At 66.4% G+C, this 15,686-nt stretch carries 15 protein-coding genes; 8 read left to right on the top strand and 7 right to left on the bottom strand.

Going from position 1 to position 15,686, the window contains the following annotated elements; genetic code table 11:
- Positions 1-259: 259 nt before the first annotated feature.
- A complete protein-coding gene (locus ASF09_RS18665) occupies positions 260-1,084 on the top strand; it encodes an aspartyl protease family protein (RefSeq protein WP_235529892.1) in 825 nt (274 codons plus the stop codon).
- A gap of 59 nt (positions 1,085-1,143) precedes the next feature.
- Positions 1,144-2,553, top strand: a complete 1,410-nt coding sequence (locus ASF09_RS18660; RefSeq protein WP_060527564.1) for a M20/M25/M40 family metallo-hydrolase — start codon at positions 1,144-1,146, stop codon at positions 2,551-2,553.
- Between the two features lie 199 nt (positions 2,554-2,752).
- Here ASF09_RS18660 and ASF09_RS18655 read toward each other — a convergent pair whose 3' ends face one another.
- Complete coding sequence (locus tag ASF09_RS18655; RefSeq protein WP_060527661.1) at positions 2,753-4,669, bottom strand: potassium transporter Kup; 1,917 nt, start codon at positions 4,667-4,669, stop codon at positions 2,753-2,755.
- Between the two features lie 215 nt (positions 4,670-4,884).
- Between ASF09_RS18655 and pdeM the strand changes: the two genes are divergently transcribed.
- A complete protein-coding gene (gene pdeM / locus ASF09_RS18650) occupies positions 4,885-5,547 on the top strand; it encodes a ligase-associated DNA damage response endonuclease PdeM (protein ID WP_060527563.1) in 663 nt (220 codons plus the stop codon).
- Positions 5,548-5,693: 146 nt separating this feature from the next.
- Here pdeM and msrA read toward each other — a convergent pair whose 3' ends face one another.
- From msrA to pabB, 4 genes are all read right to left on the bottom strand, one after another.
- Entirely contained in the window at positions 5,694-6,353 is a 660-nt protein-coding gene (msrA, locus tag ASF09_RS18645; RefSeq protein ID WP_060527660.1) for a peptide-methionine (S)-S-oxide reductase MsrA, read from the bottom strand.
- Positions 6,354-6,416: 63 nt separating this feature from the next.
- Positions 6,417-6,566 (bottom strand): hypothetical protein, encoded by a 150-nt coding sequence (locus tag ASF09_RS20775; RefSeq protein ID WP_167397741.1) that lies wholly within the window; start codon positions 6,564-6,566, stop codon positions 6,417-6,419.
- A gap of 210 nt (positions 6,567-6,776) precedes the next feature.
- A complete protein-coding gene (locus ASF09_RS18635) occupies positions 6,777-7,976 on the bottom strand; it encodes a pyridoxal phosphate-dependent aminotransferase (RefSeq protein WP_060527659.1) in 1,200 nt (399 codons plus the stop codon).
- A 50-nt stretch (positions 7,977-8,026) separates the two neighbouring features.
- Positions 8,027-9,787 carry an aminodeoxychorismate synthase component I gene (gene pabB, locus ASF09_RS18630; protein ID WP_200912598.1) on the bottom strand — a complete coding sequence of 587 codons (1,761 nt, stop codon included), beginning with the start codon at positions 9,785-9,787 and terminating at the stop codon, positions 8,027-8,029.
- Between the two features lie 80 nt (positions 9,788-9,867).
- On the opposite strand from pabB, the gene ASF09_RS18625 reads away from it, so the two are divergent.
- Complete coding sequence (locus tag ASF09_RS18625) at positions 9,868-10,536, top strand: MBL fold metallo-hydrolase (RefSeq protein WP_060527560.1); 669 nt, start codon at positions 9,868-9,870, stop codon at positions 10,534-10,536.
- 259 nt (positions 10,537-10,795) lie between these two features.
- Here ASF09_RS18625 and ASF09_RS18620 read toward each other — a convergent pair whose 3' ends face one another.
- Entirely contained in the window at positions 10,796-12,421 is a 1,626-nt protein-coding gene (locus tag ASF09_RS18620; protein ID WP_060527559.1) for a M28 family metallopeptidase, read from the bottom strand.
- Complete coding sequence (locus ASF09_RS18615; RefSeq protein ID WP_060527558.1) at positions 12,418-12,861, bottom strand: MAPEG family protein; 444 nt, start codon at positions 12,859-12,861, stop codon at positions 12,418-12,420. Before ASF09_RS18615 ends, ASF09_RS18620 begins: the two co-directional genes overlap by 4 nt.
- Positions 12,862-13,076: 215 nt before the next feature.
- Here ASF09_RS18615 and rpmF point away from each other — a divergent pair, with 215 nt between their 5' ends.
- From rpmF to ASF09_RS18595, 4 genes are all read left to right on the top strand, one after another.
- Positions 13,077-13,256 (top strand): 50S ribosomal protein L32, encoded by a 180-nt coding sequence (gene rpmF, locus ASF09_RS18610; RefSeq protein WP_056054400.1) that lies wholly within the window; start codon positions 13,077-13,079, stop codon positions 13,254-13,256.
- Positions 13,257-13,297: 41 nt separating this feature from the next.
- On the top strand, positions 13,298-14,326 hold the full coding sequence (gene plsX / locus ASF09_RS18605; RefSeq protein ID WP_056054397.1) for a phosphate acyltransferase PlsX: 1,029 nt from the start codon (positions 13,298-13,300) through the stop codon (positions 14,324-14,326).
- The gene (locus ASF09_RS18600) at positions 14,323-15,291 is read left to right on the top strand and encodes a beta-ketoacyl-ACP synthase III (protein ID WP_060527557.1); all 969 of its coding nucleotides are present in this window, start codon (positions 14,323-14,325) and stop codon (positions 15,289-15,291) included. The genes plsX and ASF09_RS18600 overlap by 4 nt, the downstream gene beginning before the upstream one ends.
- 92 nt (positions 15,292-15,383) lie before the next feature.
- Positions 15,384-15,686 (top strand): integration host factor subunit alpha, encoded by a 303-nt coding sequence (locus tag ASF09_RS18595; protein ID WP_404969217.1) that lies wholly within the window; start codon positions 15,384-15,386, stop codon positions 15,684-15,686.

The raw sequence follows: 15,686 nt of genomic DNA, 5'->3' as shown, positions 1-15,686 counted from the left end.
TTGGGCCCCGGCCTCCGCCGGGGTGGTAGCGTTTGGGAGGGACGTTCGTCCTTAACAACGGTAGTTGCACGCGCGTGAATTCAGGCGCAGCATTTGCAGCATGCACAGGTGGCTAGCCCCTCTACTGCTAGCCATCGCCGCCCAGGCCAGCGCCCAGGACGCAGCGTTCCCGCGCACAAATGCTGCACCCCAGACAAATGCAGCATCCGCAGCAGAGCCCGACCCCGCCACGCTCCTGTTCGGCGACGACGAAACCCGCATGACGGTGCCGGTAACGATCGCCGGCGCCGGCCCTTTTCCCTTCGTCGTCGATACCGGTGCGCAGCGTACCGTCATCGCCCGCGAACTCGCCGCCACGCTCGGCCTTGCCCCAGGCCGGACCGTCCGCGTCACCGGCATGACCGGTTCGGACAGCATTGGCACGGTCATCATCCCCTCGCTCAAGGTGAGCGTGATCGGCAGCGCCGCGATCGAGGCCCCGGCGATCAGCGCGATCAATCTCGGTGCGCGCGGGCTGCTCGGGATCGACACGTTGCAAGATCATGCGGTGACGATCGACTTCGACACGAAGACGATGACCGTTACCCCCTCGCGCAAACGCCAGAATCGCGAACGCGCAGGTCCCGACGAGATCGTGATCAAAGCGCGCAGCCTGTTCGGACAGCTCGTCGTCACCGACGCCTATTGCAACGGCATCCGCATCCGCGTGATCCTCGATACCGGCACGTCCGTGAGCATGGCCAATGGCGCGCTCCGCCGGAAGGTGACGCGCAAGGGACTGGGCCGCGCTGGGCCGTCGCAGTCGGTGTCGCTGACCGGCGTCACCGGCGAAACGGTGGTCGCGGATTACACGACGATTGACCGCGTCACGATCGGCAGCCTTTCGCTCGGCGACGTGCCCGTCGCATTCACTGCGATCGATGCGCCGCCGTTCCGGCAGTTCGGATTGTCCGAGCGTCCCGCGATGCTGCTCGGGATGGATGTGCTGCAGTTGTTTCGCCGCGTCGACATCGATTTCGCCAACCGTGAAGTCAGGCTGGCATTGCCTCGCGGAACGCGTCGTGGCGGCGAGCCGCGGCGCTGAGGTTGCGTAACCGCGCGTTCGCTGCAACTCTCCCCACAGAAACGAACAAGGGGACGACGATGCGCGCGACTGGTTGGCTACTCACGGCGGCGATTCTGACCACACCCGTGACGACGGCGGTTGGGGCACAGGCGCAGTCGCGCCCTGACCAGAAGGCGTTCCTCGGGCTCTACAAGGAACTGGTCGAGACCAACACGACGCTGTCGTCCGGCAGCTGCACGCAGGCCGCGGCGCAGATCGGCGCGCGACTGAAGACGGCGGGCTATGCCGATGCCGACATCACCTATTTCTCGGTGCCCGAGCACCCGAAGGACGGCGGGCTGGTCGCGGTGCTGAAGGGGTCGGACGCGTCGATCAAGCCGATGCTGCTGCTCGCCCATCTCGACGTGGTCGAGGCCAAGCGCGAGGATTGGGTGCGCGATCCGTTCAAGCTGATCGAGGAAGGCGGCTATTATTACGCGCGCGGTACCGTCGACGACAAGGCTCAGGCGGCGATCTGGTCCGACGCGATGATCCGCTTCAAGACGAGCGGGTACAAGCCGAAACGGACGATCAAGCTTGCGCTGACCTGCGGCGAGGAGACGACCTTCGCGTGGAATGGCGCGCAGTATCTGGCGAAGTCGAAGCCCGACCTGATTGCGGCGGAGTTCGCGCTGAACGAGGGCGGCGGCGGGCGGATCGACGACAACGGCAAGCGCCAGCTGCTGGCGATCCAGGTCGGCGAGAAGGCCGCGCAGAACTACACGTTTCTCGCGACCAACCCAGGCGGGCACAGCTCGCAGCCAATCCCCGAGAACGCGATCTACGAGCTCGCCGACGCGGTGAAGGCAGTCCAGGGCTACGAGTTCCCGGTAAAGTTCACCGACACGACCAAGGCGTTCTTCGCGGCGAGTGCGAAGGCGATGCCGGGCGAGATGGGGGATGCGATCACGAAGCTGCTCGCGAACCCCGAGGACAAGACGGCGGATGCGATCGTCAGCCGCGACAAGGCGATGCACTCCACGTTGCGCACGACGTGCGTGGCGACGTTGCTGAATGCGGGTCACGCGGAGAACGCGTTGCCGCAGCGGGCGACGGCCAACATCAACTGCCGGATATTTCCAGGGGAGACGGTGGAGGGCACGCTCGCCAAGTTGAAGGAACTTGCGGGAGCAAAGGTAACGGTGACGGCGAACCAGCCGGTGCGCCCGACCGCGATTCCGCCGACGCTCGATCCGAAAATCATGGGCCCGGTGACGAAGGTCGCGGCGAAGCACTTCCCCGGCCTGCCGATCCTGCCGCTGATGTCGACCGGGGCGACGGACGGCATTTTCTTCGAGGCGATCGGGATCCCGGTCTACGGCGCGCCGGGCGTGTTCATCGACAAGGACATGGGGGGCATTCATGGCCTCAACGAGCGGATCCGGGTGGCGTCATTGTATGACGGCCGCGACTACCTCTTCGACCTGGTGAAGGCGTTTGCGGGGTGATGCCCAAGTCCCTCTCCCCTCCGGGGAGAGGGAGGGAGGAGCCGCAGGCGACGGAAGGGAGAGGGGCGTGAGGCTCGAGACGGTGGCCTACAACGCCCCTCTCCCTTCCCACGGCAAGCGCCGCGGGCCCCTTCCCTCTCCCCGGAGGGGCGAGGGAGCATGCGCTTCCCTTCTTGAAACCGTCCGCCCCACTCTGGGCTTAGACGGTGACCTGTTCGCCTAGCTCGAGCACCTTGCCCGGCGGGATCTTCAGGAAGTCGGTGGGGTCGCTCGCGTTGCGTTGTAGGAACATGAAGATCCGGTCCTGCCACGGCGGCATGCCCTTTTCCGCATCGGGCTTCAGCGTGTTGCGGCCGATGAAGAACGAGGTTCGCATCGGGTCCAGTCCGAGCTGTTCGGTCTTGGTCCCGATCCCCAGGTCGCGCGGCACATCGGGCGACTCCATGAAGCCGTAGGTCAGCACGACGATCGAGAAATTCTCGTCGACGCGTTCCACCTTCGCGCGCGACGCTTCGTCGACGAACGGCCGGTCGGCGGTGCGGATGCTGACGATCAGGTTGCGCTCGTGGAGCACCTTGTTGTGCTTGAGATTGTGCAGCAGCGCACCCGGCGTCGCGTGCGGGTTGCCGGTCAGGAACACCGCTGTCCCCGACACACGTTCGGGCGGACGCTTTTCCAACGCCGAGGCGAGATCGCTGAGCGGGATGCTCTGGCGTTTCTCGAACGCGCTAACGATCTTCTTGCCGCGCACCCAGGTGAAGATGATCAGCCCGATCGCGGCGGCGATGACGAGTGGCACCCAGCCGCCCTCGATCACACGCAGGATGTTGGCGCCGAAGAAGATCAGGTCGAGCGTCAGGAACGGCAGGATCGCCGTCAATGCGAGCGGGCGCGACCAGTTCCAACGGTGGCGGACGACGATGTACGCAAGCAAGGTCGTGACGACCATCGTGCCGGTCACCGCGATGCCGTACGCGGCGGCCATCGCCGACGACGTCTTGAACTGGATCACCAGCACCAGCACGCCGATCAGCAACAGCCAGTTGATCGCGGGCAGGTAGATCTGGCCCGCGAACACCGCCGACGTCTGACGGATGCGCAGCCGCGGCAGCAGGCCGAGCTGGATCGCCTGCTGCGTCAGCGAGAACGCGCCGGTGATCACCGCCTGGCTGGCGATCACGGTCGCGAAGCCGGCGAGGATGATGAGTGGCGCGCGCAGCAATTCGGGCGCCATCAGGAAGAACCAGTCCTGATTGACGAACGGAACACCGCGCGCCGCCGCCTCTTCGAGCTTGGCGAGCGCGAACGCGCCCTGCCCCAGATAGTTGAGCGCGAGCGCCGGAAAGACGAGGAAGAACCAGCCGATTCGAATCGGCAGCCTGCCGAAATGGCCCATGTCGGCGGTCAGCGCTTCGGCGCCGGTGACGGTCAGGAACACCGCGCCGAGCACGAACAGCCCGGTGACGCCGTGCGTCGCGAGGAACGAGACGCCGTAGGTCGGCAGGAACACGCGGACGATCGAGGGCTCGTCGGCGATGTGCCAGATGCCGAGCGCGCCGATCGCCACGAACCAGAGAATGCAGACCGGGCCGAACAGCTTCGACACCTGTGCCGTCCCGCGCGACTGGATCAGGAACAGCGCGATCAGGATGCCGATCGTCAGCGCGCGGACGACGCCTTCGTTGAAGATGTGCGCGGCGCTCGGGATCGTCCGCAGGCCTTCCATAGCCGACAGCACCGACAAGGCGGGCGTGATGATCGCATCGCCGTAGAACAACGACGCGCCCGCCGCGCCGAGCACGATCGCGATCCGCGACCGCACGCCGAGCGCACGACGGGCAAGTGCCGCGAGCGCCAGCACGCCGCCCTCGCCCTGGTTGTCGGCGCGCATCAGGAAGATGACGTATTTGACCGTGACGACGAGGAACAGCGACCAGAGCGCGAGGCTCAGCACGCCGAGGATCTCGGTAGGATCGATGCCGCCCGCCGACGTCTGACCGAGCGCCTCGCGAAACGCATAGAGCGGGCTGGTGCCGATATCGCCGAACACCACGCCAATCGCGCCGACGGTCAGCGCGGCGAGCGCCGGATGCGGGTGGAGATGCGCTGCGGACAAATCCGACGGCGCGCACGCCTGCCCCGCCGAACTATCGGCGGTCGGTTCGGTCACGACGGCAGTTTGCGGTGTTCCGGCTACGGACGTCATGGCGCGAACAGCGCTCCTCCTGAGGGGACGGCGCGCTTTACGCCGATTGCGGGCATGCGCAAGCCCCACCCGGTTCGCGACGATGGCGGCTTGATTCGGTGGGGCGGGGGCGGCATGGCGGGCGGATGGTTCCCTTTTCGTTCGGCGGGCATGCGCTTCTGGCGTTGGCGCAAGGCGCGCTGTTCTGGCCGGAGCGGCGTGCGCTGCTGGTCGCCGACCTGCATTTCGAGAAGGCGAGCTGGTTCGCGAAACGCGGCCAGATGCTGCCGCCCTATGATTCGATCGCGACGCTGGCCGATCTCACCGCGCTGGTCGCCGTGACCGGCGCGCGCGAAGTCTGGTGCCTCGGTGACAGCTTCCACGACAGCGACGGATGCGAGCGTCTGCCGCAACGCGCACAGGACATGCTGCGGGCGATGACCGATGGGACGCGCTGGACGTGGATCACGGGCAATCACGATCCGGCGATCCTCGATCGGTGTGGCGGGGAGGTCGTGGACGAGGTGGTCGTCGACGGGCTGGTACTGCGGCATGAAGCGGACCGGGCGGAAACGCGGCCGGAACTGTCGGGGCATTTCCATCCAAAGCTTCGGTTGCGCGTGCGGGGGAAGCAGGTGGCGCGGCGGTGTTTCGTGGCGACGGCGACTAAGCTGATATTGCCGGCGTTCGGGTCGCTGACTGGCGGGTTGGATGTGGACCATCCGGAGATCGTCCGGGCGGTGGGGGTTGGGGCCGAGGCTATGGTGCCGGTGGCAGACCGGATGCTGCGGTTTCCGGTTGCGGCCTAGATCGTAACCCGAAGTATTTCACCACCCCGGCGAAGGCCGGGGTCCAATTGGAAAGATGGCCGTAACTAGACGCTGCCCTTTATGAGCAACGTCCCCCAATTGGGCACCGGCCTTCGCCGGGGTGGAGGTGAGGTAAAGGTGCCGCCTCAGCTCGAAATCGTCGGGAACGCTGCGCGAAACGCCGCGACCTTCGGCTTGTCCCACATCACGACGTACGGATGCGTCGGGTTCCGGTCGTAGAAATTCTGGTGATACGCCTCGGCCGGATAGAACGTCCCGGTCTCCAGCTTCGTCACGATGGGCCCGGAAAACGCATGCGTGGCACCGAGTTGCGCGATGTAAGCCCGCGCGACCTGCGCCTGGGCGGGCGACTGCGGGAAGATCGCCGAGCGATAGCTGGTGCCGCTGTCGGGTCCCTGACGGTTCAACGTCGTCGGATCATGCGCGATCGAGAAATACACGCGGAGCAGCGTGCCGTAGCTCACCACGCGGGGATCGTAGGCGATCTTGATCGCTTCGGCGTGCTTGGTCGTCTCGGCGGAGACCTGGTCGTAGGTCGCGGTCGCCTTGGTGCCGCCGGCATAGCCGGTCGTGACCGCTTTCACGCCCTTCACATGCTCGAACACCGCTTCCATAGTCCAGAAGCAGCCGCCCGCAAGCACTGCGGTCTGAATACCGGGCGCTGCGGGAAGGTCGGTCTTGACGGCAGGGATGACGACAGCGCGGGCGCCTTGCGCGGTGCCGGTGGCAATAAACGCACCGGCGATACCGATGGCGGAGAGCGTGGCGAGAAGCGGCTTTTTCATGTTTTGATACATGGGGTTGCGCTTGCGCTTCGCTAGGCCGCCGCCGCAGTTATCAGGTGGCGGTTATCGCGCGGTGGCGGAGGCGCTGTGCTCGAAATGGCTGGCGAAGGTCTGGCGGGCTTCGGCAGGCTGCAATGCGAGCAAGCCGATGGCGCCGAGGACGAAACCGCCGCTGAACTGCCAGAAGAAACTCGACTTTACGATGCTGCGCATGATGCGATCCCAATGAAACCCAGTGATGGCGCAGACCGGATAGGTCAGCACCAGTTACGGTCCGGCATGTCGTAGAGATGCCGGCCAACCACAATGTCGTTTTTAGAAACTCTCGATTAACGCGCTGTGGCCGATGCGTTCATCGTGCAGCAGGCATCGCCCGACAGCGTTGCCGGGAGATGTCGCCGCGTGTCCCGATTGTTGCCGGCGTTATTTCAGCGCGGCGCACGCCGTCTGGATGCGCGTGCAGGCCTCGCGGAGCAACGCGTCGGACGTTGCGTAGCTGATCCGGAACGCCGGCGAGAGGCCGAACGCGGCGCCCTGCACCACGGCCACCTTGGCGTCGTCGAGCAGATAGCCGACCATCGCCTCGTCGGTGTCGATCAGGCGGCCGTTCGGCGTCGTCTTGCCGATCAGCTCCGCGAACGACGGGTAGACGTAGAACGCACCCTCCGGCGTCGGGCAGTGCATGCCGTCGATCTCGTTGAGCATCGACACGACCAGATCGCGACGGCCCTGGAAGGCGGTGTTGCGTTCGGCAAGGAACGACTGGTCGCCGTTGAGCGCCGCCACCGCCGCCGCCTGGGCGATCGAGCAGGGGTTCGAGGTCGACTGCGACTGGAGCTTGGCCATCGCCTTGATCAGCCACGGTGCGCCCGCGCCGTAGCCGATCCGCCAGCCGGTCATCGCATAGGCCTTCGAGCAGCCATTGACGGTCAGCGTGCGCTCGAACAGCTCGGGGCAGGCCTCGGCGATGGTCGCGAACTTGAAGCCGTCATAGACGATATGCTCGTACATATCGTCGGCGAAGATCCACACGTGCGGATGCTTCGCGAGCACCGCACCGAGCGCCTTCAGTTCGTCGATCGTATAGCCGGCACCGGTCGGGTTCGACGGCGAGTTGAGGATCACCCACTTGGTCTTCGGCGTGATCGCCGCGTCGAGCGCGGCGGGATCGAGCTTGTAGCCGACCTCTGGCCCCGCCTTGACGATCACCGGCACGCCGCCGGCGAACTGCACGACGTCGGGATAGCTGACCCAGTACGGCGCGGGGATGACGACCTCGTCGCCCGGATCGATCGTCGCGACCATCGCGTTGAACAGGGTGTGCTTGCCGCCGACGTTCACGCTGATCTGATCGGTGGTGTAGGTGAGGTTGTTGTCGCGCGCGAACTTGGCGACAATCGCCTGCTTCAGTTCGATCGTGCCGTCGACGTTGGTGTATTTGGTCTTGCCGTCGCGGATCGCCTGGATCGCAGCCTCTTTGACGAAGTCCGGCGTGTCGAAATCGGGTTCGCCCGCACCAAGCCCGATCACGTCGACACCTGCGCGCTTCAGTTCGAGAACGCGCGAGGTGATCGCGAGCGTCGGCGAGGGGCTGATGCGGCCGAGCGCGGCGGATGCGTGCATGGTGTAACCTTTGCGGTTGTCCGCGAACATCGCCGCGGAATTCGCGGGCGCTATACGCTCCGCGTGGTCGAATTCGCAACCGTAACGATGGCGGGAATGAGCCCGCGGACTGCATTTCCGATGAAGAATCCGGCGGTCAGGTCGGCTCGGGTTAACGGGACTTCGGTTGCGCGGCCCGATTCAAGGAGGTCGGCTCGCAATATCCCGGGGAGCAGGCCATGCCGTAGCGGCGGCGTGACGAGTGCTTCGCCGCGCTGGACAAACAAGGAGGTGAAGCTGCCTTCGGTGAGGAAGCCGTCGGCATCCTCAAACAGCACCTCGAACGTCCCCGCGGCTTTCCGCGCGTCGTCGTAGAAGGCGCGGGCGCTCGTCTTGTGGCGGAGCCGGAAGTCGGTCGCGGCCACCGGCAGCGGAACGATCGCGACAGTCGCTTGCGCAGGCGAGTGCGGGAGCGGCGCCGCTTCGATCGCGATCGCCCCGGAGGGGCTGAGCAACAGGCGGATGCGGCGGGGTCCGCGCAACCGGAAGGTCGCGGCCTGGAGTTCGTTGCGCGCGGTGTGGCGGTCGAAGGTGAAGCCCAAGGCCTGGGCGCTCGCCTTCATCCGCGCGAGATGCGCTTCGAGACGGGTCAGGCCGGCCTCGGGGTCGAACGCCATCGTCTCGATCAGGTCGAAGCGGCGCTGGCCGGCGGTGACGAACGCGCCCTTGGCATGGCACTCGTCCCATTCGGCGTCGCCCACGCTGTCGGCGACGATGCCCGAGCCGAGACTGATCGTCGCCGCGCCGTCCTGGATCGCCAATGTGCGGATGGCGACGTTGAAGATCGCATCGCCGTTCGCGTCGAAACGGCCGATCGCACCGGTGTAGATGCCGCGAACACGCGCGTGCTCGACCTCGGCGATGATCTCCATCGCGCGTTGTTTCGGCGCGCCGGTGATCGATCCGCAGGGGAACAGCGCGGTCAGGACGTCCACCGCGTCGCAATCTGGTTTCAGCGTCGCGGTGACGGTCGAGGTCATCTGGTGGACGGTCGGATAGGTCTCGACGGTGAACAGGTCAGGGACCGCGACCTGCGTGGCGACGCGCGACAGGTCGTTGCGCATCAGGTCGACGATCATGAGGTTCTCGGCGCGCTGCTTCGGGTCGGCGGCGAGTGTTTCGGCGAGCGCACGATCAGCGTCGGGGGTGTCGCCGCGCGGTGCGGTGCCCTTCATCGGGCGGCAGGTGAGCGTGTCGCCATCGAGCGCGAAGAAGAGTTCGGGGGAGAGCGACAGGAAGCGCGTCTCGCCGGTGTCGATCAGCGCACCGTAGCCCGCCTTCGCCTGGCGCCGCAGCCGGGCGTAGAGCGCGAGCGGGTCGCCGACGAACGGCACGGTGGCGGCGAAGGTGAGGTTGGCCTGGTAGATGTCACCCGCCGCGATCAGGTCGAGCACGCGCGACAGGCTGGCGTAGTAGGTGGCGCGGTCGATCAGCGGCTCGGGCGCACCGGTCCACGCGCCGGCTGGGTCGGGGAGGAGGGCGGCAACGTCTTCGGGTGCGATCGTCCGGTACTCGGCGAACAGGCCGAACCAGAGCAGCGGGCCTTCGGTGCGGACGTAGACCGGCCTCGACGCGAGTGCAGCGCCGGCTTCGTAGGTAAGATACCCGGCGGCGTGCAGCCCTTCCTTGCGGGCGTCGCGGAGGGCGTCGAGCGCAGGGCGAATTTCGGCGAGCGTATCGGCGCGGACGATCCGGACGGGATCGCGGTACACTCGCGCCGGAGCGCCTGCCGCGCGGGCGTCATCGAGCAACACGTAGGGCGCGGTCCACATCGCCTTCACTGTTGCACGGGCGATGGGGTAAACCGCAAGCGGCGATTGCTCCAACCGACGCGTCATCCTATTTCCGCGGCATGACAAATCCAGCCACTCCGCCCCTGCGCGCCGCGATCGTGCCGGTCACGCCGATCCAGCAGAACTGCACGCTGCTCTGGTGCACCGCGACGATGAAGGCCGCGGTGATCGATCCAGGCGGCGACCTGCCGCGGATCATGGCGGCGGTCGAACAGGCGGGCGTGACGGTCGAGAAGATCCTGCTGACGCATGGGCATATCGATCATGCCGGCGGGGCGAAGCGGCTGTCGAACGATCTCGGCGTGCCGATCGAGGGGCCGCACGAGGCGGACCGGTTCTGGTTGCAGCGGCTCGATCAGGATGGGCCGAAATACGGGATTTCGGGCGTGAATTTCGAGCCGGACCGGTGGCTGGTCGAGGGCGACACGGTGTCGGTCGGGGATCTCGTGCTCGATGTGTACGAGACGCCGGGGCATACCGAGGGGCATGTGATCTTCCACCACGCGCCGTCGAAGTTCGCGCAGGTGGGGGATGTGCTGTTCCAGGGGTCGGTCGGGCGATCGGACATGCCCGGGGGCAATCACGAGACGCTGGTGAAATCGATCGTCGAGAAGCTGTGGCCGCTGGGGAGCGATACGAACTTTATTCCGGGGCATGGGCCGGCGAGCACGTTCGCGCATGAGCGGGCGACGAATATGTTCGTGAGCGATCGGGCGCTGGCGGGGTAGCGTCCGCTTGCAACCCTAGCTGTTCCCCCGCGGAGGCGGGGGTCCAGGATACCAAGCGGCAACGCCTGTAACCCTGGGCTCCCGCCTTCGCGGGAGAACATGGAGAAGCAGAAGAAGTGCGACCTAGTAGTTACTCCACCCCGGCGAAGGCCGGGGCCCAATTGGGGGACGAAGTTTGGCATAGGCTGCGCTCCGTTACGCCAACCTTTCCAATTGGCCCCCGGCCTTCGCCGGGGTGGTGTTTAGCTGGATGGTCGACCTACTTCCGCTCGCTCGCGCTTTCAGCCCGCACCGACTTGAACTCCGACCCATCGCGCCACTCGGGCCACAACCAGCTGTTCGCCAGCTTCGTGCCGATCGTCTTGAACAGGTCCACGTCCTGTGCGGCGCCGCGCAGGTCCCAGTCCGCACCCCACGCGTCGCACGTCTGATGATAGCATTTCATATAGCCGTCGAGCCACGCCTGCCCCGCGGTCCGGCCGCCCTTGACCAGATCTGGCGCCCCACTGATCGCCATCAACAGCAGCGTCGGCACGCCGCGCCGCGCGACCGAGAAGTGGTCGGCGCGATAGAAGAGCCCGCGTTCGGGGAGCGCTTCGGGGGTTACGACGCGGCCTTGCGCCTTGGCGGCGTCGCCCAGCATGTCCTCGAGGCTGTTCTGCCCGGCGCCGACCAGCATGACGTCCTTTGCGGGGCCCGCCGTTTGGAGGATGTCGAGCGTCAGGTTGGCGACCGTCTTGGCGGCCGGATAGACCGGGTTCACGGCATAGGTCTCCGACCCGAGTAGCCCGCGCTCCTCACCGCTCCACAGCGCGAAGACGAGGCTGCGATCGGTCCGTGGCGCCTTGGCGAAATTGCGCGCGAGTTCGAGGACACCCGCCACGCCGAGACCGTCGTCGTTCGCGCCGGGCCGGATCGTCCGCCCTTGCGCATCGGGGGCGCCGATCCCGTAGGCGTCCCAGTGCGCACCGAACATCACGACTTCGTCCGCGTGCTTGGTGCCCGGCAGTTTCGCCAGCACGTTCTGGCTCACCGCGGTGTCGTGCTTGACCGGCAGGTCGGTGGTGAACGCCTGCTTCAGCGCGACGGGGCGGAAGTCACTGCGCCGCGCCCCCTTGCGCAACGTCACCAGGTCGAGGCCGGATGCGGCGAACAAGCGGGTTGCCGCGCCGCCCTCCAGCCAGCCTTGGAGCATCACCCGCGATTCGGGATCTTTCCGGACGATGTCGTAATTCTCGCCAGCTGGCGCCGTCACCGTGTTCCAGCCGTACCCCGCGCCCGCCGTGTCGTGCACGATCAGCGCGCCGACCGCGCCACGTCGCGCGGCCTCCTCGTATTTATACGTCCAGCGACCGTAATAGGTCATCCGGCGATCGCCGAACTTGCCCTTCGCATCGTCGCCAGCGACCGCCTCGAAATCGGGATCATTGACGAGGAACACCGCCACCTTGCCCTTGAGGTCGAGGCCCTTGAAGTCGTCCCAGCCGCGCTCGGGCGCGCTGACGCCGTAGCCGACGAACACCATCGGCGCGTTGGCGATGGCGACGCGCTCGACCCCGCGGACCGTGCTCAGATAGACATCACGCCCCTGCACTAGCGCGGTATCGCCGGCGCGGACGGTGCCCGAGCCCATCCGGGTGTGGACGAGCGGCACCGGCTGCGTCCAGCTACCGTTCGGGCCGCCGGGTTGCGCCTTCATCGCCTTGAACTGCGCGATCAGCCAGGCGATCGTCTTGGTCTCGCCTGGCGTTCCGGGCGCACGGCCCTCGAACGAGTCGGAGGCGAGCGTCTTAACGTCGGCGGACAACCGCTCTGGCGATACCTGCGCGGCGGCCGGTGACGCGGCCAGCAATGTGGCGGCACCCAATAAGCGAAGCGCGCTCATGCCCGGCCGCCCGACGGCACGACCTGGAAGGTCTTGGCGGCCGGCACGCTGTTCGCCTGATACGCGATCGTCAGCGCCCACCCGGCGAGCACCGCCATCATCGCCCAGGTCGCCAGCGCGCCCCCGGCCCGCGGCACGCTCGACGTCGTGCGGTCCATCCCGAACGCGTGGGCGATTCGCGCGATCACGAACACCGCACCGGCGATCCACAGCCACAGCGTCGATCCGCCGGCGAGCTCGATCAGGCCGATCAGGATCAGGATGAACGGCGCGTATTCGGTGAAGTTGGCGTGCGCGCGCATCCGCGCCTGCAGACGCTGGTTGCCGTCGTCGCCGATCAGCACGTTATCCTTCACGCGCATCGGCACGATTCGGAAGGCGAGCCACAGGTTGACGACGGCGGCAGCCGCGGCGATCGTCAGCGTTACGGGTAATATCACGGCGTTGCCCCTCGAATATCAGGTCTTTTGTCAGCCGCATGCCCTGCCACTCCGGGCGGAAGCTTGCAACGCGGGGTGAAATCGCTATAGCGCCACGCTTCGCGAGCGTCAGGCCGCATGGGTTGCTTCAGGCGGCCGGCATTCTTGTCGGTTGCCTGTGTCCCGTGTCCGGACGTACTCGGAGCCCCGACCTTTAGATTGAACAAGGTGCCGAAATGGCCGTCCCCAAAAGAAAAACCTCGCCCTCCAAGCGCGGCATGCGCCGTGGTCACGACTCGCTCACGATCGCGTCGTTCCAGGAATGCCCCAACTGTGGCGAACTGAAGCGTCCCCACAACCTGTGCGGGTCGTGCGGTCACTATAACGGTCGCGAAATCCTCTCGATCGAGGGCTGAGGCTTCCGTCCGGAACCTCTAACTTGAACGAAGGATAAGCGATGCCCGACAGCGGCTGGATCGCGGTCGATGCGATGGGTGGCGATGACGGGCTGGCAGTGATGCTCGCCGGTGTCGCCCGCGCGCGTCACCAATTCGAGGGCATGCGCTTCCTGCTGGTCGGCGACGAAGCTGCGATTCGCGAGGGGCTCAAGGCTCATCCGAACCTGTCGCAGCATTCGGAGATCGTCCACGCGCCGGAAGTCGTCGGGTCGAGCGACAAGCCGACCCAGGCGATTCGTCGCGCCAAGAAGACCTCGATGGGCATCGCGATCGACCTGGTGAAACAGGGTCGCGCCGCCGCCGCGGTGTCGTCGGGTAACACCGGCGCGCTGATGGCGATGGCGAAGCTGTCGTTGCGGATGCTGCCCGGGATCGATCGGCCGGCACTTGCGGCGCGTCTGCCGACACTGGGCGACACCGACATGGTGATGCTCGACCTCGGCGCGAATACCGAGTGTGATGCGCGCAACCTCGTCCAGTTCGCAATCATGGGCGCCGCCTATGCGCGCACCGCGCTCGACATCCCGCACCCTCGTGTCGCGCTTCTGAATATCGGCAGCGAGGACATGAAGGGTACGGACGAGATTCGCGATGCGGCGGCTCAACTGCGCGCGACGCCGGCCGTGGACATGCAGTTCAACGGCTTCATCGAAGGTGACCGGTTGTCGCGTGGCGAAGTCGACGTGGTCGTGTGCGACGGCTTCTCCGGCAACATCGCGCTGAAGACCGCCGAGGGCACCGCGCGATTCGTCGCCGACCTGCTCAAGCGCGCATTCCGCAGTTCGGTGCGGTCGAAGCTCGGCTTCCTGATCTCGCGGCCCGCGACCGAGTTGCTGCGCGATCATCTCGATCCCAACAATCACAACGGCGCGGTATTCCTCGGGCTCAACGGCATCGTCGTGAAGAGCCACGGCGGCGCCACCGAGCGCGGCGTTGCGACGGCGATCGGGAATGCCGCCAAGATGGTCCGCAACGATCTGGTCCGGCGCATCGCCGACGATCTGGGCAGCGTGGAGAAGGCGGCATGATCCGGTCTGTGGTCATCGGCACCGGCTCCGCCCTGCCCGCGCGCCGCGTCTCCAACGCAGAGCTCGCGGAACAGGTCGACACGAGCGACGAGTGGATCGTCGAGCGCACCGGCATCCGCTTCCGTCACATCGCCGGCGAAGGCGAGACGACCGCGACGCTGGCCGCCGACGCGTGCCGCGCGGCTTTGACCGCGGCTGGGATCGAAGCCGACAGCATCGACCTGATCGTGCTCGCCACCGCGACACCGGACCAGACCTTCCCCGCCAGCGCCACGAAGGTGCAGGCAGTGCTCGGCATCAACGACTGCGTCGCGTTCGACGTCGCCGCGGTCTGCTCGGGCTTCCTGTACGCGGTGCAGGTCGTCGACAGCATGATCCGCAGCGGCGTCGCCAAGCGCGCGCTGGTGATCGGCGCCGAAACGTTCAGCCGCATTCTCGACTGGGAAGACCGGACGACCTGCGTACTGTTCGGTGACGGCGCCGGCGCGATCGTGCTGGAGGCGCAGGATACCGCGGACGACGGCGGTCGCGGCATCCTGACGACCAAGCTGCACGCCGATGGCCGCCACAACGAACTCCTCTATGTCGATGGCGGCGTCTCGACGACCGGGACCGTCGGCAAGCTTCGCATGAAGGGCCGTGAGGTCTTCCGCCACGCTGTGACCAACCTGGCGTCGGTGATGACCGAGTCGCTGGCGATGGCCGGGCTGTCGTCGGACCAGGTCGACTGGGTCGTGCCGCACCAGGCGAACGCCCGGATTCTCGATGCCACCGCGCGCAAACTCGGCCTCGCGCCGGAGAAGGTCGTCGTCACCGTCGACCAGCACGCGAACACCTCGGCAGCCTCGGTTCCACTCGCGTTGGACGTCGCCGTGCGCGACGGACGTGTCCGACAAGGACAGATCGTCGTACTAGAGGCGATGGGCGGCGGGTTCACCTGGGGTGCCGCGGTTATCCGCTTCTAATCCTTTCGAAACATCTCGATTCGCTTGTAGAACAAAAGTTCTTCCGGTCGCTCCCGCGCTTGTGTAGGAGGTTCGCCGAGTGTGGGAGCTTGATGAACATGACGACGGGTACTTTGACGCGGGCCGATCTGGCCGAATCGCTCCACAAGGAGGTCGGGCTGTCGCGCTCGGATTCCTCCAAGATCGTCGAGCAGATCCTGACCGAGATGTGTGGGGCGCTGTCGCAGGGCGAGAACGTCAAGATTTCGGGGTTCGGGACGTTCGTGCTGCGCGACAAGGGTGAGCGCGTCGGCCGCAACCCGAAAACGGGTATCGAGGTGCCGATCGCACCGCGCCGCGTGCTGACGTTCCGCGCCAGCCAGATGATGCGGGAACGCATCGTCGAGGCGGACTGA

This window comes from Sphingomonas sp. Leaf242 (assembly GCF_001422045.1).
In the GTDB taxonomy this organism is placed as follows: domain Bacteria; phylum Pseudomonadota; class Alphaproteobacteria; order Sphingomonadales; family Sphingomonadaceae; genus Sphingomonas.
This window is presented reverse-complemented; position numbering and strand designations above follow the sequence as displayed.

Excerpts from the sequence above, each read along its gene's own strand:
- ASF09_RS18620 (WP_060527559.1), bottom strand. The coding sequence starts at position 12,421 with ATGAGCGCGCTTCGCTTATTGGGTGCCGCCACATTGCTGGCCGCGTCA.
- ASF09_RS18625 (WP_060527560.1), top strand. The coding sequence starts at position 9,868 with ATGACAAATCCAGCCACTCCGCCCCTGCGCGCCGCGATCGTGCCGGTC.
- ASF09_RS18665 (WP_235529892.1), top strand. The coding sequence starts at position 260 with ATGACGGTGCCGGTAACGATCGCCGGCGCCGGCCCTTTTCCCTTCGTC.
- msrA (WP_060527660.1), bottom strand. The coding sequence starts at position 6,353 with ATGAAAAAGCCGCTTCTCGCCACGCTCTCCGCCATCGGTATCGCCGGT.
- ASF09_RS18660 (WP_060527564.1), top strand. The coding sequence starts at position 1,144 with ATGCGCGCGACTGGTTGGCTACTCACGGCGGCGATTCTGACCACACCC.
- ASF09_RS20775 (WP_167397741.1), bottom strand. The coding sequence starts at position 6,566 with ATGCGCAGCATCGTAAAGTCGAGTTTCTTCTGGCAGTTCAGCGGCGGT.
- pdeM (WP_060527563.1), top strand. The coding sequence starts at position 4,885 with ATGGTTCCCTTTTCGTTCGGCGGGCATGCGCTTCTGGCGTTGGCGCAA.
- rpmF (WP_056054400.1), top strand. The coding sequence starts at position 13,077 with ATGGCCGTCCCCAAAAGAAAAACCTCGCCCTCCAAGCGCGGCATGCGC.
- pabB (WP_200912598.1), bottom strand. The coding sequence starts at position 9,787 with ATGTGGACCGCGCCCTACGTGTTGCTCGATGACGCCCGCGCGGCAGGC.
- ASF09_RS18600 (WP_060527557.1), top strand. The coding sequence starts at position 14,323 with ATGATCCGGTCTGTGGTCATCGGCACCGGCTCCGCCCTGCCCGCGCGC.
- ASF09_RS18595 (WP_404969217.1), top strand. The coding sequence starts at position 15,384 with ATGAACATGACGACGGGTACTTTGACGCGGGCCGATCTGGCCGAATCG.
- plsX (WP_056054397.1), top strand. The coding sequence starts at position 13,298 with ATGCCCGACAGCGGCTGGATCGCGGTCGATGCGATGGGTGGCGATGAC.
- ASF09_RS18635 (WP_060527659.1), bottom strand. The coding sequence starts at position 7,976 with ATGCACGCATCCGCCGCGCTCGGCCGCATCAGCCCCTCGCCGACGCTC.